This is a genomic window from Photobacterium lucens, assembly GCF_009873615.1.
GTDB classification, from domain to species: Bacteria; Pseudomonadota; Gammaproteobacteria; order Enterobacterales; family Vibrionaceae; genus Photobacterium; species Photobacterium lucens.
Genome location: NZ_SSMG01000250.1, coordinates 1 through 12,748, shown reverse-complemented (window position 1 = coordinate 12,748; position 12,748 = coordinate 1). Strand labels below are relative to the sequence as shown.

Below are 12,748 nucleotides of genomic sequence, written 5' to 3'. Positions count from 1 at the left end.
TTTCCACGTTCAGTCCTCTTTGTGCCATCCAAGTACCCGTTTAGGTATAAACGATGATGCTTATCCGAACGGCATTAAGCTATTTAGCTGGGCTTTTTATTTGCGCAGATTTAAAGGTGATGAGCTGCGGTTATTCTTACTAATAATCCCATTGGCGTTGTTACGCCAGTCGTCGCATTAAATAGCTTGCCATTTTTTACAATTAAAATAGTGGGTGTAACGGTGATCCCTAATGCTTGGCTGAGTTGTCCGTTGGCGTCATTAATAACAGGGAAGCGGTACTCTTTGCTTCCCATATAAGCTCGTAGTTTTCGGTCATCACCAGAGCGAATAGTAATACTGGCGACTTTTACATTTAAATCGTTTTGATACTGCTGTAGCAAATTAATTGAAGGAGTAACGAAACGACAACTAGGACACCATGTCGCCCATAAATACAGTACAACAGGTTGTTGATAGCTACTGGTTAACCAATCAATATTGTGCTGATTAATGGTTTTTTCTACCGACTGATGTTGTACCGACACTTTGAGATCTTTATTACGCCAAAGATCGACAGCAATGCTGATCACGGTAATGACGAGAATGATAATGATGCTGTTTTTTAGCCATCCTTGGCCTAACTTCCATGTCATTTGCAAATCCTTTACTTTTTGCTTGCTTGTTGAATAGCGTTTAGCACGTCATCATTGGTTAAGATCACCGGCAGTGGAATACCTTCAGGGGCGTTCGGGCCATAGACGATATTGAATGGCACACCAAAACGACCATGAGATTGTAAAAAGCCTGTCACATAATCTGATGGTTTAGTCCAATCACCACGCATTAGCTCAATGTTGTCAGCGGATAGAGCAGAGTACACAGGCTCTTGCAGTAATACGCCAACCTTGTTTGCTTTACAGGTAATACACCAGTTTGCTGTTACATCAACAAAGACAGTTTTACCTTGTGCGACTTGCTCAGCGATCTTATCTGTATTCAGCACCGCCCAGTGATGATCGTCAGCTAACGGCTTAGCCCAGTGGCTGGTGGTTAGGCTGCCAACAATTAAGCTACCTGCTACACCTAGCAGTAATACGGCGGTTGTAATAATGACACTTTTACGGCCTTTCTTACGACCAAGTTGCCATAAGATAAATAGCATAATGGCAATACCAATTGCCCAAACGACAGTGGTATTAAAGAAACTCGTCATTAAGCTTAATAGCCACACACTGGTTGCTAGCATCATTAAACCAAAGAGGGTTTTAACACGATCCATCCATAATCCCGGCTTGGGTAATATATTCGCCAGTTGAGGGAAAATGGCAATGAGCAACCAAGGTGCAGCCATACCGATAGCTAATGCTGTGAAGATAGCAAATAGGGTGATGTAATTAGCCCCTAATGCAAATGCAACCGCAGTACCTAAAAATGGCGCACTACAAGGTGTTGCTAGCAGTGTTGCAAACATTCCTTGAATAAAGTGACCTAAGTGTGAATTATCACCTTTTGATGCCATCCATGTATTCGCATTGCTTGAAAGTCGAATTTCAAATAACCCCAACATATTGGCACCAAATAGCGCGGTGATAGCGATCATAATACCTATAAACCAAGGGCTTTGGAATTGAATACCCCAGCCAAGCGCTTGTCCTGAGAACTTCATCAGTGCTAAGAAGCCCGCAAGTAGCCAGAATGAAGTTAGAATACCTGCCGCAGAGGCAATGAATTGGGTGCGAATTTGACGCTTTTCCAATCCTTTAGCAGAAATAACGCTGCTTAGTTTCATACCCAGTACAGGTAGTACACAAGGCATGATATTAAGAATTAAGCCACCTAATAATGCAAAACCAATAATTTCCCACAGATTGTTATCTGTGTTTGGAACGATCACTGGCTCATCTGTTGCGGTTGCTTTCATCTCAACGGCTAAGTCATTATCACCGATAGTTACTTGTAGTGGCTCGCCAACAAGTTTAGGGGTACCAAACCAACTGGTAACAGGTAATGCCGCGTACAGGGTTTGATCTTTAATGGTTACTTTAGGTGCAAGGAAAGAGCTGTCTTTTACTGCTTTTGAATGCCCATCAATCAGTACATCCGGTTTTGTCCAACCCGCTTTGTTAGTGGCAACAACCGTGACGATCTTTTTGTTTTTATCGTATGAGACTTTATCCAGTGTGACGGCTGGTGATGACTTAGGCACATGGCTATAGCCCTTGTTATATAAGAACATCGCATCAGTAGATGTGGTCAGCTTGGTCGGATTAAAGTCTAATGCTAATTCATAGTCGGTCAGTACGCAGATGCTAGTACAAGAAGACATGGTTAGCTTACCTGCAAGAAACACAGGCTTGTTCATGTCTTTAACATGAATAGAGAGCGGGAAGATGACATCATGCTTATAGCCTAAGGTTTCTACACCTAGGAATTCATAACGCTTTGGCATCGGCCATTGCCAATCAACACTTTCAACGTTACTCGACATATCCCAGTTAACTGACGGGGCAACACCACCTTCACCTGGTGAGCGCCAATAGGTTTTCCAGTCTTTATCAAGTTTGACTTCTAATAAGCCTTGAACTGTATTATTTGCAGGATCTTTTTCACCCGTGAGCATCAAACGTACTTCTACTGGTGGATGCTGAGGGTTAGTTACCCATCCTGTAGTTATGGTTGAGGATGCATAGGACAATGGGGTGAAAAAGATACTTAGCAGCGCACCGAACATGGCACAGATGAAATAAGTATTCAGATATAGTTTTTTCAATCTAGAACTCCGTGTTAACAATGCGAAGAAACATTGCAATGTTATCAAACTTGGGGTGTAACGATGTTAGTGTTGTGACTAAATAGACCTGATTGCAAGAAGATCTATTTCATTGAATTACAAACTTTTATCACAGTAGTAACCGACATTACTGACTGTTTGTAGTTTGTTTGTCTAACACAATAAAGTAATGTTAATCATTATCGTAAAGCCATACTAATGGTTATTAGTGTTTGAACCAATTCTTTAATTGGTTAAATAGGCTCTGCTTAGTGGATTTTTTCCCTTGATAGTAAGCTTGCATTAAGCGTTGACGTAGTTGCTCCGCTTGAGAATCTACATTTTTCGTTGTTGTTGAAGTTGTAAATAATTGCTCACAAATTGTTTCGGCTTGCTCGTTAGCGTAGCTATAGTCAATCTGACTTGCACCTTGAACAAGTAACCATAACAGAGAAACAATGGTGTATTGTTCGCTATCTTGATGTTGGAATTTTGAAGCATGATCTGAGCCAACAGTACTCTCAAAAACAGACTGCATCTGCTGATAAGCTTGCTGCTGTGTTTGCCATTGTTGTGACAACTGTTGGTGTTGTTGTGTCATTAAGCCTAACAGTAAATCGAGAGGTGCACGATCAGAGCGTTGTTGGCAAATATCGAGAAAACGAGGCGTAAAATTAGAGATGAACTGGTTGATAAGCGATTGATCTTCTGATGATAAATCAAGCTTCTCTATGCCGAGTGAAAAAAATAGCGATTTGAGATCTGTCATGGCATTAATATCGTACTGAAAGAGTCGCACAGAATAGCATGGACACCTAGCGAGTAATAATAAATAGGAAATGAGAATGACTAAAATTTACGATTTTGAAGTGAAAAACATCACAGGAGAGATGGTTTCGCTTGAAAAGTATCAAGGTAAAGTGCTGCTAATTGTGAACACTGCCAGTGAATGTGGATTTACCCCGCAATATGAAACATTACAGGCGTTGTTTGATAAGTATCAAGAGCAGGGGCTAGTGATCCTTGGCTTCCCATGTAACCAATTTGGTGGGCAAGAGCCGGGTACTGAAGCGGAAATAGCACAAAGTTGTTTAGTTAATTACGGTGTTACTTTCCCGATGTTCAGTAAAGTGGATGTGAAAGGTGCACAGGCAGATCCGCTATTTGCTTATTTAGTCAAAGCGCTACCTGGTGTGTTAGGAGCCAATATTAAATGGAATTTTACTAAATTTTTAATTGCACCGGATGGTACGCCTGTCAAACGTTATGCGCCGACGACTAAACCGCTGAGTATTGAAGCAGATATTGTCAAATTACTAGCATGATCATGTATTCGTAGCGGTTTTAGAAAATTGGATAATTTCTCTAATTAACTGCTGCTTATTATTTGCGTGTTGCTCCCTTATTTTATGAAGGAGCAAATTGATTGCTTTTGCCCGCCGTCCCGCTTTTTTATATTGCTCTAAATAGTGATTGAGAAAATCAATTTGCACTGCGCTATCGTTAAAGTCCCCCAATTTGGATTGCATCGACTTCATCGTTTTGGCAGTGATACCCAAGGTTATCTGATCCGAAATAGATGCATAAAGCTCTAAACCATAACGAAGCTTCTTACATTTAATTCTTAAGGCATGAAGTTGGCTATCTTCTGTTTCAGTATTAATCGCTGTTGTAAGTTTTAAAACCTTCTTGTTGAGCGGTGTTAACAGCCTATTAATGCTTGTTATGTTTGCTGGTGATGTTGGATTATCTATAGCTAATAAATGTTTTAGCTGTAGGGCAATCTCGTTATAAGTAGTTCTATACTCATCACTTTTAAGCCAATGTTTATTCTTCTTATAAGTTTTCTGGCGTTGGTGTTGTAAATCATCGAAAAAGCGTGCCAATCCTAAATGATGTTTATGCTCAATTAAGCTGAAGTAATGCTCCATTTGCATTAAATAGACATCGAGATCTCTCTGTAGGTTAGTGAGTTGCATGAGGTTTTTGATGGCAAGTTTAAGTTGTTCAACTTGTGTTGGATCAAACAGTGAACGGTGCAGGGTTAAAATGGCTCGGATACGGCGTAATGTCACGCGGTATTGATGAAGAAATTCAGGATCATCGTCTTTAATAATGCCTTTTTCATATTGAGCACAAAAGGCGAATTCTTTTTTAAGGTAGCGACGGATTTCTAGGGCTAGCGGTAATTTTGAATGAATAGGATAAACATAGGACGTTTTTCGAGGAAGCTCAAAAGTGTCTCGTTTATGCATAATTCAACCCAAATAATAAAACGCACGATAAGCATTAAATATAGTTCATAGCGACGCTTTCTGCTTGAATCATAAAGATAAATACAGGCTGTAAAATCGATGGCAATAAGGCGTTACAGCAATAAATTAATTAATATTCAATCTGCTAATGTGAAACATACCACTGCAAACCACTCACTGCTAAACGTTAAAAGAGCTATCGATATCTTTAACAGGAGGCTTGCTATGACTGAGCTATGGAATCCTTTAGGTACAGACGGTTTTGAGTTTGTGGAATATACAGCACCATCAGCGGAGGGGATTGAGCAGTTAAAGCACTTATTTTCAACAATGGGCTTTGCTGAAATCGCTAAGCATAAGCACAAAGCGGTGTGGTTATATCGTCAAGGTGATATTAACTTTATTGTTAATGGTGAGCATTCATCGCAAGCCAATCAATTCGCTAAAGCACATGGTTCAAGCGTCAATGCGATGGCTTTTCGTGTTAAAGATGTCGATACAGCATTGGCTTATGCGGTAAAACAAGGCGCGATTGTTTATTCTACACAGGTTGGGCCGATGGAGTTAAATATCCCTGCCATAGAAGGGATCGGTGGAGCCTTGTTATATTTAGTGGATCGTTATGGTGAACATGATATTTATGAGGTGGATTTTGACTACTATCACGATTATCAACAACGATTGGTTAACGCCGATAAAGGATTGAAAAATATCGATCATCTTACCCATAATGTGGAAACGGGTAATATGGATAAATGGGCAGATTTCTACACTCGAATAGCCAATTTTCACCAAGTGAAATATTTTAATATCCAAGGCCAGCTAACTGGTTTAAAATCTCGCGCAATGACATCCCCATGCGGCAAGATTCGTATTCCTATCAATGAATCTAGTGATGAACACTCACAAATTGCCGAATACCTAAAACAATATAAAGGCGAAGGCATTCAGCATATTGCTTTAAGCTCCGATGATATTGCTACCACAGTAGCGAAATTGCGCGAGTCGAAAGTGATATTCATGGATACACCTGATACTTATTATGAGTTAATAAGTAAAAGGATTGACTGTCACGATGAAAATATTGCGTTGTTACAGCACCACAAAATACTGCTAGATGGTGATGAACATGGTATTTTGTTGCAAATTTTCACCGAGACTGTGATCGGTCCTGTGTTTTTTGAGATTATTCAGCGTAAGGGAAACGAGGGATTTGGTGAAGGTAATTTTCAAGCCTTGTTTGAATCAATTGAACTGGATCAAATTCGTCGTGGTGTTTTAAACGCTAAAGCTTAATTAGGACGACTTAAGCAACGTGTTTCTCTGTGCATAAATATAAATTTGGCATTTTGTCAATGTTAAATTTATGTCAGAGAGATGGTTAATGCTCACTATACTGTAGTATTATCCTTATAAGGTATTGGATTTATTACTACTACAGCAATAGCGAGTTTGTAATATGGTTAATAAAGATACAATAGTGAACAAAAATAATAAATTTCTTGTTGGGTGGCGCGAAATCGCAGCTTTACCTGACCTTGGCATCAGTGATATTCACGTAAAAGTTGATACTGGTGCACGTAGTTCATGTTTACATACGTTTAAAATTGAAGAATTTACTCGCGATGGCGAGGCATGGGTTAAATTTTGGATTCACCCAATCCACAATAACACTGAAGTAGAACAAGTTTGCGAAGCGAAAGTCGCTGACAAACGTATTGTACGTAACTCTGGCGGTGATGAACAATTACGTTATTTTATTGTTTCTACAATTGATTTTAATGGTCAGCAATGGCCAATCGAAATTTCGTTAACAAGTCGTGATAATATGGCTTTCCGTATGCTACTTGGTCGTACGGCAATGCATGAGCGTATTATTGTTGACCCGGAAGCTTCTTATCTCATTAAAACTCAAGGCTAGTTGTCATGAAAATTGGTATTTTATCTCGTAACCGTTCACTTTACTCGACAGCTCGTCTTATTGAAGCCGCAGAGCAACGTGGTCATGAAGTGAAAGTGATTGATGCACTACGTTGTTACATGAATATCAACTCAGAGAAGCCACAGATCCACTTTAAAGGTGAAGATCTAGTGAATTTTGATGCGATTATTCCACGTATCGGTGCTTCTGTGACGTTTTACGGTACTGCTGTTTTACGTCAGTTTGAGATGATGGGCGTTTACACAGTAAATGAATCTGTAGCGATCAGCCGTTCTCGTGACAAACTACGTTCAATGCAGTTGCTATCTCGTAAGTGCATTGGTATGCCTGTTACTGGTTTTGCAAGCAAGCCCGATGATGTTAAAGACTTACTAGACATGGTAGGTGGTGCACCTGTAGTGATTAAACTACTGGAAGGTACACAAGGTATCGGTGTAGTACTTGCTGAAACACGTAAAGCTGCGGAAAGTGTTATCGAAGCATTCATGGGTTTGAAAGCAAACATCATGGTGCAGGAATACATTAAAGAAGCAGGCGGTGCTGATATCCGTTGTTTCGTGATCGGCGATAAAGTGATTGCAGCGATGAAGCGTCAAGGTGCAGAAGGTGAATTCCGTTCAAACCTACACCGTGGCGGTAGCGCAGCACTTGTTAAGATCACGCCAGAAGAGCGTAAGACAGCCGTTGCTGCAGCGAAGATCATGGGCTTAGGCGTTGCAGGTGTTGACCTACTTCGCTCTGATCGTGGTCCACTAGTGATGGAAGTAAACTCATCACCAGGCCTTGAAGGTATCGAGAAAGCAACAGGTAAAGATATCGCAGGCATGATCATCGAGTACATCGAGAAAAATGCAGTGAAAAAACCTTCACTTCGTAACAAAGGCTAATTTAATCTAAGTTATTCTTTGTATTAAAAAAGGCGTCCATTGGACGCCTTTTTTGTTGCTATTAGAATGTTATCTTACAGCTGTTTTTCAATAGGTAGTGCACCTGCAACCCAAGCCCCCATTTTTAGCCAAATGCTGCTATCAGGCTCGGAGGTGTATTGTTGACCTGTTGTGTCATCATTCCACACGATGTCACCATTCTCATCTAAAGATAAGCGGTAAGCATCTTTTAATAGGGAGTTGCTGATTTGGTTATACACCTGACCAGAAAACTCTGCGGAATCCACAATCACCCCTAGTTCTGTATTTAAGTAAGCAGAACGAGGATCGAAGTTAAATGAACCAACAAAAATCTTTGATTTATCAAGAATAAAGGTCTTTGCATGTAGGCTAGTACGAGAACGACTTAGCCACTTGTGCTTTGTTTTATGTCCCGGCTCTACTTTTACTTCATATAGCTTAACGCCGCCTTCTAGCATGATCTTACGGTATTTTGCATACCACCCATGCACAGCAAACACGTCATTTGACGCTAATGAGTTAGTGACGATGGTAATGTTTTTACCACTTTTTGCCGCTTTAGCTAGCTCTTTAGCGCCTTCTTCAGTAGGTACAAAGTAAGGTGATACTAAGAAGAAGTCGTGATCAGCTTTCGCAATCATTTCTGAAAGCTTATGTAGCAGTAGATCATCTTGGCTGTTTGCGACTTTATACGGTGTATCGTAAAGCAGCTCTGCATCTGTCCAGAATAACGGCAACGTTTCGTTCATTAATTGCTTCACCATTGGGTGGTGCTTCAACGAACGTGCGTAATCAGTCGACATGTATTTAAGCTGAGCTTTTTTCCATTGTGCTAGCTGCTCTGGCGTTGGCTCGTGTGCTTCACTCACTAATGCTTCAATCGGTGTGGCTGGTTTACTGTTCCAGTATTCATCAAATTGGCGAGAGAATTGTGGGATCACTTTGCCTAACATGATCAGGTCGAAATCACCAAATTCTACGTCACTGTTTGCTGAGAAGTATTCATCACCGATATTACGACCACCCGTGATGGCAAAAACACCGTCAGCGATGATGGCTTTGTTATGCATACGACGGTTTAGACGATCGAAATCAGTCAAAAAGCTAAGAGGCTTAATCGTACGGTTTGAAAATGGGTTAAATAAACGCACTTCAACGTTAGGGTGAGCCGATAAACTCGCTAGTGCTTGATCGTCACGATTTTGCATGTCGTCAAGCAATAGACGTACACGCACACCACGTTCTGCTGCTTGGTATAAATACCAAGTTAATAGGCCGCTTGTCGCATCGTCACGGTAGATGTAGTACTGCACATCTAAGGTTTTTTCTGCGCCTTCAATAATTGCTAAACGAGCCAGTAGAGCTGCTTGACCATCACCAAGTGGGTAGAACCCTGTTTTATCTGGGTGCTTGCTCGTATAAGGCAGCGAGCTTTGGTATAGGTTGGTTTTAAAATTATCAACGTTAGAGTAGCTAGTTTGCTTTTCTGTCGATAATGGTTGCGCACAACCAACAAGGGTAAGTACACCCGTTGCGATAATGGAATGGGTGAAAAGTTTTTTATAGTGTTTTAGACGGTTCATGAGTACTACTACAAAATGATGGTGGGCGGATTCTACAGAGGAATAACCTCTCACGCTGTAAGGAAAGTTAGTTTATGTGATCGCTGCAGTATTTGATAAAACAAATCTAGAAATAAGTGTAACAAAGTGAAAAATAGATAAAATCAGCCAATAAAAAAGCCCGAAATCATCACTGATATCGGGCTTTTGGTGTCCATTTATAGCTTAGCTCGCAGTCGCTTCAACGCCATGCCATTGGTAGTGATTATTGGGCTTCTTACTAACAATGCCTTCATCAAGTAATTGCTTGAAAATCGAATCTACTTCATCAGTAGAGATGTTTAAGAATTTACTAACAGCGCGCTTACTACAGTTCACTTTATTATGACTAAGGGCATCAATAGCAAGCTCATAAGGTGTTTTTGGTACTTCAGGTTCAATGATGATTTCATCTACGTCGTTAACTTCAACATCCGTGATTTCTGATGTACCTACACTTGATGGATCAAAGTGTTCAAGTAGCTTAGGTTGTTCCATTTCGTTATAACCCGCCATTTCTAACATCTGGTTATGACGGAATTTATGACGGAAACGGTTCTCTTCACCAATCAAACCAACGAAGAAAGCGGCAAAGAAATCCAGTAGTACAGAGAGGAATACCACTAAGCCAAGCTGGGCTGATTGTGGTGACACATGTAATGTTTCTGCCAAGCTATCGATTAAGCCTAATACTGAGCCTTGACTCACAACTGGAATGCTATCGCGTTCCATTGCCAGCTGTTGTTGTTGCTTACGTAATTCTTCGTTTTGTTTTTGAATACGTGATACACCTGAAGCGATGCGCTCCATTTGAATGTATTTTTCAGCAGCAACATTGTTAAGATCGATCTGTTTTTCGATCGCTTCAATTTGCATGTTGTAAGCATTGATCTTACTTTTCTGCACATTCACTTCACTGTGTGCTTTATTGGTTGCACTGTTAATACCACCAATGGAGCCACCGATAGAAATTGCAGCTAATACAGCATAGAAAGTAAAGGCCGAAAGGGTGCCGGTATAGTTACGTCGTGCTTTGCGTTCGCCCACTTCGTACCAAGCAAAGAATTTACCTAATTCAAAAATGACAGCTAAGCCACCGAATAGGAACTTCATCAATGGGTCGTCATCGATAGAAAGGAATAATAGCAGCGAGAAGACAATAGAGGCGAGAATGGCTGCGCCGGTAAAACTGTAAACTGACCACATTGCGAATAATCCTTTTGGATAACGAATGTGGCTTTTTTGATCGTAAAGCATAAATAAGTCTGGCTAATAAGCTCGTGTTCGCTTGCCGTCAGTAACACCAAGCAAAAATTAAGGGCTTATAGGATACCTTAAAAATGCACTGAACCCTTATAAAACGTGGCTTCCAGCGTTTTTTCGATGGAATTTTACACACCGCTTTCATTGCTGTTTAAAACGTCATCAATTCCTGTTTAGAAACTACACATAATGCGATGTTAAATACGATTCATGGATATAAATAATCCATTTTGTATAAGGTGTAGCAGAATATTCATGTATTTGGATAATGGCAGTTTTTCTTAATGTGAGGGTAATAGTGAAAGAGGACTTATTATTATTTGTCATTATGCTGACATTTGTTAATGGTGGAATTTGAATAATATTAGCAATACAGTTTTTACGGGTAGTTTTGTGAATTATCAGCCACAATCGAATGCGATGGGAAGCATCGATCAACGGATTAAGGACAACACCACACCGATTTATTACACTGAAAGAGAACGCGTTATGTACGAACGCTTAGGTCAGTCCTATGCGTGGTACAAAATAATGGAAGATGAATGGTTAGACATTGAGCAAAAGTGTCTTGATGCTTTTTATGCTGCTTGGCCACAATTGAAAAAGTTTGATTTTCATTCTTATAAAGAAATTGGCAGCAATAAACCTCATGTTTTGTTCGAAATACAGCGTGTAAAGATCAAGTATCCAGTCTCTTCTTCAGTGCAAGCATATTTAGATAACTTATTAATTCAGAGAGATTTAATTTATCCTGAATGGCTTCGTGCTCAAAAAGCACTGGAGTATATTGAGTCTGAAAAAGCATACTTACGTGCCTTAAAAGACGTAGCACATAATTAATCCTGCTTAAAGCTGACCTATACTTATAATTAATTTTAACTGATAAGAAGGGTCAGCTATGTTCTTTACCAGTGAACATAAAATGACAAATGAAGAGCAATTCTATATTAAATCTCAGTATATCGGCAGCAATTTACCCTCAGATTTACAACTTCACCTCGCTTTGATTTATGTCGATGATCATACTTTTCAGTGTGTTTGGGAGGCAGAATCTATTGAATCTGTTGAGTTGTATGTGGAATCACAATTAGCAGATTGTTGTCATAGCCACTATTTTGAAGTTGATCCATTTACAGCTGTTGGCGCTTAATATTGGTTTATCTGACAGAGGTAGGGAGATTGATATGTGTCGTCTGTGGGAATAACAAAGCCAGTCAATGACTGGCTTTGCTGAAAGGGGATTATTTAACGCTATTTTTCACTTCAGTGATCGCTTTTTGTAAGCCCTGTGGATCGTAGCCATTGATAATATGAACATTCTTAGCTGTCACATTATTCGTTGGCATAACAATTAATGCAGGTGTACCTTGGAAACCAAGCTCACTGAATAGTTGGTAGTTTTCTTCAAATGTATTGTTTGCATCAAACTTGCTGATATCAATGCCCTGTTTTGTCACAATACTATTGATATCATCTTTAGTTAGTTTGCCTTCATCTTTACCAGTAGCAAATACGGCATTATGGTACTTAGCGTAAGCTTCGCTACCATCATGAGCAAAAATCCAGTTACCCATATCAGCAGCATATTTAGATGCATCCCAACGTGAAGCAAAGATTGGTGTTTCTTTAAAGATGAATTTTACATCAGGGTTTGCTTGTTCTAGTGATTTCACTACTGGAGCGATTTTTGAACAGAACATACATTGGTAATCAAAGAACTCAATCACATTGACTTTCGCATCTTTCGGGCCAACGTAAGGTGTTTTGTCATTTTTCACTAGCTTATCAGCGTATTTGATAACCGCTTCTTTAGCCGATTGTTGCTGAGCTTGCATTTGTTGTTTTTGCAATGTTTCAGAAGCTTTTACTAATACTTCAGGGTGTTCAATAATATATTGACTAGCAATCTTTTCGATTTGTGCTTTTTGCTCAGGGCTAAAGTCTTTATTGTTTACAGCTGTTGTTTCATTACAGCCAGCTAATAGTGCTGTTACCATAAGAGGTAAAATTAATTTTTTCATTATAAC

Annotated in this window: 13 protein-coding genes; 6 read left to right on the top strand and 7 right to left on the bottom strand. The window is 39.8% G+C overall.

The genetic code is table 11. The annotated features are described in order from the left end of the window. Window positions 1-110: 110 nt before the first annotated feature. From E5A76_RS10920 to E5A76_RS10910, 3 genes are all read right to left on the bottom strand, one after another. Complete coding sequence (locus tag E5A76_RS10920; RefSeq protein WP_161118948.1) at window positions 111-635, bottom strand: protein disulfide oxidoreductase; 525 nt, start codon at window positions 633-635, stop codon at window positions 111-113. Between the two features lie 11 nt (window positions 636-646). After that, complete coding sequence (locus E5A76_RS10915) at window positions 647-2,752, bottom strand: protein-disulfide reductase DsbD family protein (RefSeq protein ID WP_161118947.1); 2,106 nt, start codon at window positions 2,750-2,752, stop codon at window positions 647-649. A gap of 226 nt (window positions 2,753-2,978) precedes the next feature. After that, window positions 2,979-3,521, bottom strand: a complete 543-nt coding sequence (locus E5A76_RS10910) for a hypothetical protein (RefSeq protein ID WP_161118946.1) — start codon at window positions 3,519-3,521, stop codon at window positions 2,979-2,981. A 76-nt stretch (window positions 3,522-3,597) separates the two neighbouring features. Here E5A76_RS10910 and E5A76_RS10905 point away from each other — a divergent pair, with 76 nt between their 5' ends. Further along, the gene (locus E5A76_RS10905; RefSeq protein WP_161118945.1) at window positions 3,598-4,077 is read left to right on the top strand and encodes a glutathione peroxidase; all 480 of its coding nucleotides are present in this window, start codon (window positions 3,598-3,600) and stop codon (window positions 4,075-4,077) included. On the opposite strand, the gene E5A76_RS10900 is transcribed toward E5A76_RS10905, so the two are convergent. Continuing rightward, window positions 4,078-5,007, bottom strand: a complete 930-nt coding sequence (locus E5A76_RS10900) for a CHAD domain-containing protein (RefSeq protein WP_161118944.1) — start codon at window positions 5,005-5,007, stop codon at window positions 4,078-4,080. 225 nt (window positions 5,008-5,232) lie between these two features. Between E5A76_RS10900 and hppD the strand changes: the two genes are divergently transcribed. From hppD to rimK, 3 genes are all read left to right on the top strand, one after another. Beyond that, window positions 5,233-6,303 carry a 4-hydroxyphenylpyruvate dioxygenase gene (hppD, locus tag E5A76_RS10895; protein ID WP_161118943.1) on the top strand — a complete coding sequence of 357 codons (1,071 nt, stop codon included), beginning with the start codon at window positions 5,233-5,235 and terminating at the stop codon, window positions 6,301-6,303. 163 nt (window positions 6,304-6,466) lie between these two features. After that, the gene (locus E5A76_RS10890) at window positions 6,467-6,928 is read left to right on the top strand and encodes an ATP-dependent zinc protease family protein (protein WP_053989303.1); all 462 of its coding nucleotides are present in this window, start codon (window positions 6,467-6,469) and stop codon (window positions 6,926-6,928) included. A gap of 5 nt (window positions 6,929-6,933) precedes the next feature. Next, entirely contained in the window at window positions 6,934-7,836 is a 903-nt protein-coding gene (rimK, locus tag E5A76_RS10885; protein WP_161118942.1) for a 30S ribosomal protein S6--L-glutamate ligase, read from the top strand. Between the two features lie 74 nt (window positions 7,837-7,910). On the opposite strand, the gene E5A76_RS10880 is transcribed toward rimK, so the two are convergent. Next, window positions 7,911-9,440, bottom strand: coding sequence for a phospholipase D family protein (locus E5A76_RS10880; RefSeq protein WP_053989301.1), 1,530 nt, complete (start codon window positions 9,438-9,440; stop codon window positions 7,911-7,913). Window positions 9,441-9,644: 204 nt separating this feature from the next. Then, window positions 9,645-10,664: a Preprotein translocase subunit SecY gene (locus E5A76_RS10875; protein ID WP_161118941.1), complete on the bottom strand. Its 1,020-nt coding sequence runs from the start codon at window positions 10,662-10,664 to the stop codon at window positions 9,645-9,647. A 411-nt stretch (window positions 10,665-11,075) separates the two neighbouring features. Between E5A76_RS10875 and E5A76_RS10870 the strand changes: the two genes are divergently transcribed. Further along, on the top strand, window positions 11,076-11,561 hold the full coding sequence (locus tag E5A76_RS10870) for a hypothetical protein (RefSeq protein ID WP_237459256.1): 486 nt from the start codon (window positions 11,076-11,078) through the stop codon (window positions 11,559-11,561). Between the two features lie 58 nt (window positions 11,562-11,619). Then, window positions 11,620-11,871 carry a hypothetical protein gene (locus E5A76_RS10865; protein ID WP_161118940.1) on the top strand — a complete coding sequence of 84 codons (252 nt, stop codon included), beginning with the start codon at window positions 11,620-11,622 and terminating at the stop codon, window positions 11,869-11,871. A gap of 91 nt (window positions 11,872-11,962) precedes the next feature. On the opposite strand, the gene E5A76_RS10860 is transcribed toward E5A76_RS10865, so the two are convergent. Then, window positions 11,963-12,748 (bottom strand): DsbA family protein (locus E5A76_RS10860; RefSeq protein WP_262383652.1); only part of this gene is annotated, 786 nt, incomplete at its 5' end.

What these genes read in the sequence shown, in the direction of transcription:
- E5A76_RS10920 (WP_161118948.1), bottom strand. Translation starts at nt 635, where the DNA reads ATGACATGGAAGTTAGGCCAAGGATGGCTAAAAAACAGCATCATTATC.
- E5A76_RS10865 (WP_161118940.1), top strand. Translation starts at nt 11,620, where the DNA reads ATGTTCTTTACCAGTGAACATAAAATGACAAATGAAGAGCAATTCTAT.
- E5A76_RS10875 (WP_161118941.1), bottom strand. Translation starts at nt 10,664, where the DNA reads ATGTGGTCAGTTTACAGTTTTACCGGCGCAGCCATTCTCGCCTCTATT.
- E5A76_RS10905 (WP_161118945.1), top strand. Translation starts at nt 3,598, where the DNA reads ATGACTAAAATTTACGATTTTGAAGTGAAAAACATCACAGGAGAGATG.
- hppD (WP_161118943.1), top strand. Translation starts at nt 5,233, where the DNA reads ATGACTGAGCTATGGAATCCTTTAGGTACAGACGGTTTTGAGTTTGTG.
- E5A76_RS10880 (WP_053989301.1), bottom strand. Translation starts at nt 9,440, where the DNA reads ATGAACCGTCTAAAACACTATAAAAAACTTTTCACCCATTCCATTATC.
- E5A76_RS10890 (WP_053989303.1), top strand. Translation starts at nt 6,467, where the DNA reads ATGGTTAATAAAGATACAATAGTGAACAAAAATAATAAATTTCTTGTT.
- E5A76_RS10910 (WP_161118946.1), bottom strand. Translation starts at nt 3,521, where the DNA reads ATGACAGATCTCAAATCGCTATTTTTTTCACTCGGCATAGAGAAGCTT.
- E5A76_RS10900 (WP_161118944.1), bottom strand. Translation starts at nt 5,007, where the DNA reads ATGCATAAACGAGACACTTTTGAGCTTCCTCGAAAAACGTCCTATGTT.
- rimK (WP_161118942.1), top strand. Translation starts at nt 6,934, where the DNA reads ATGAAAATTGGTATTTTATCTCGTAACCGTTCACTTTACTCGACAGCT.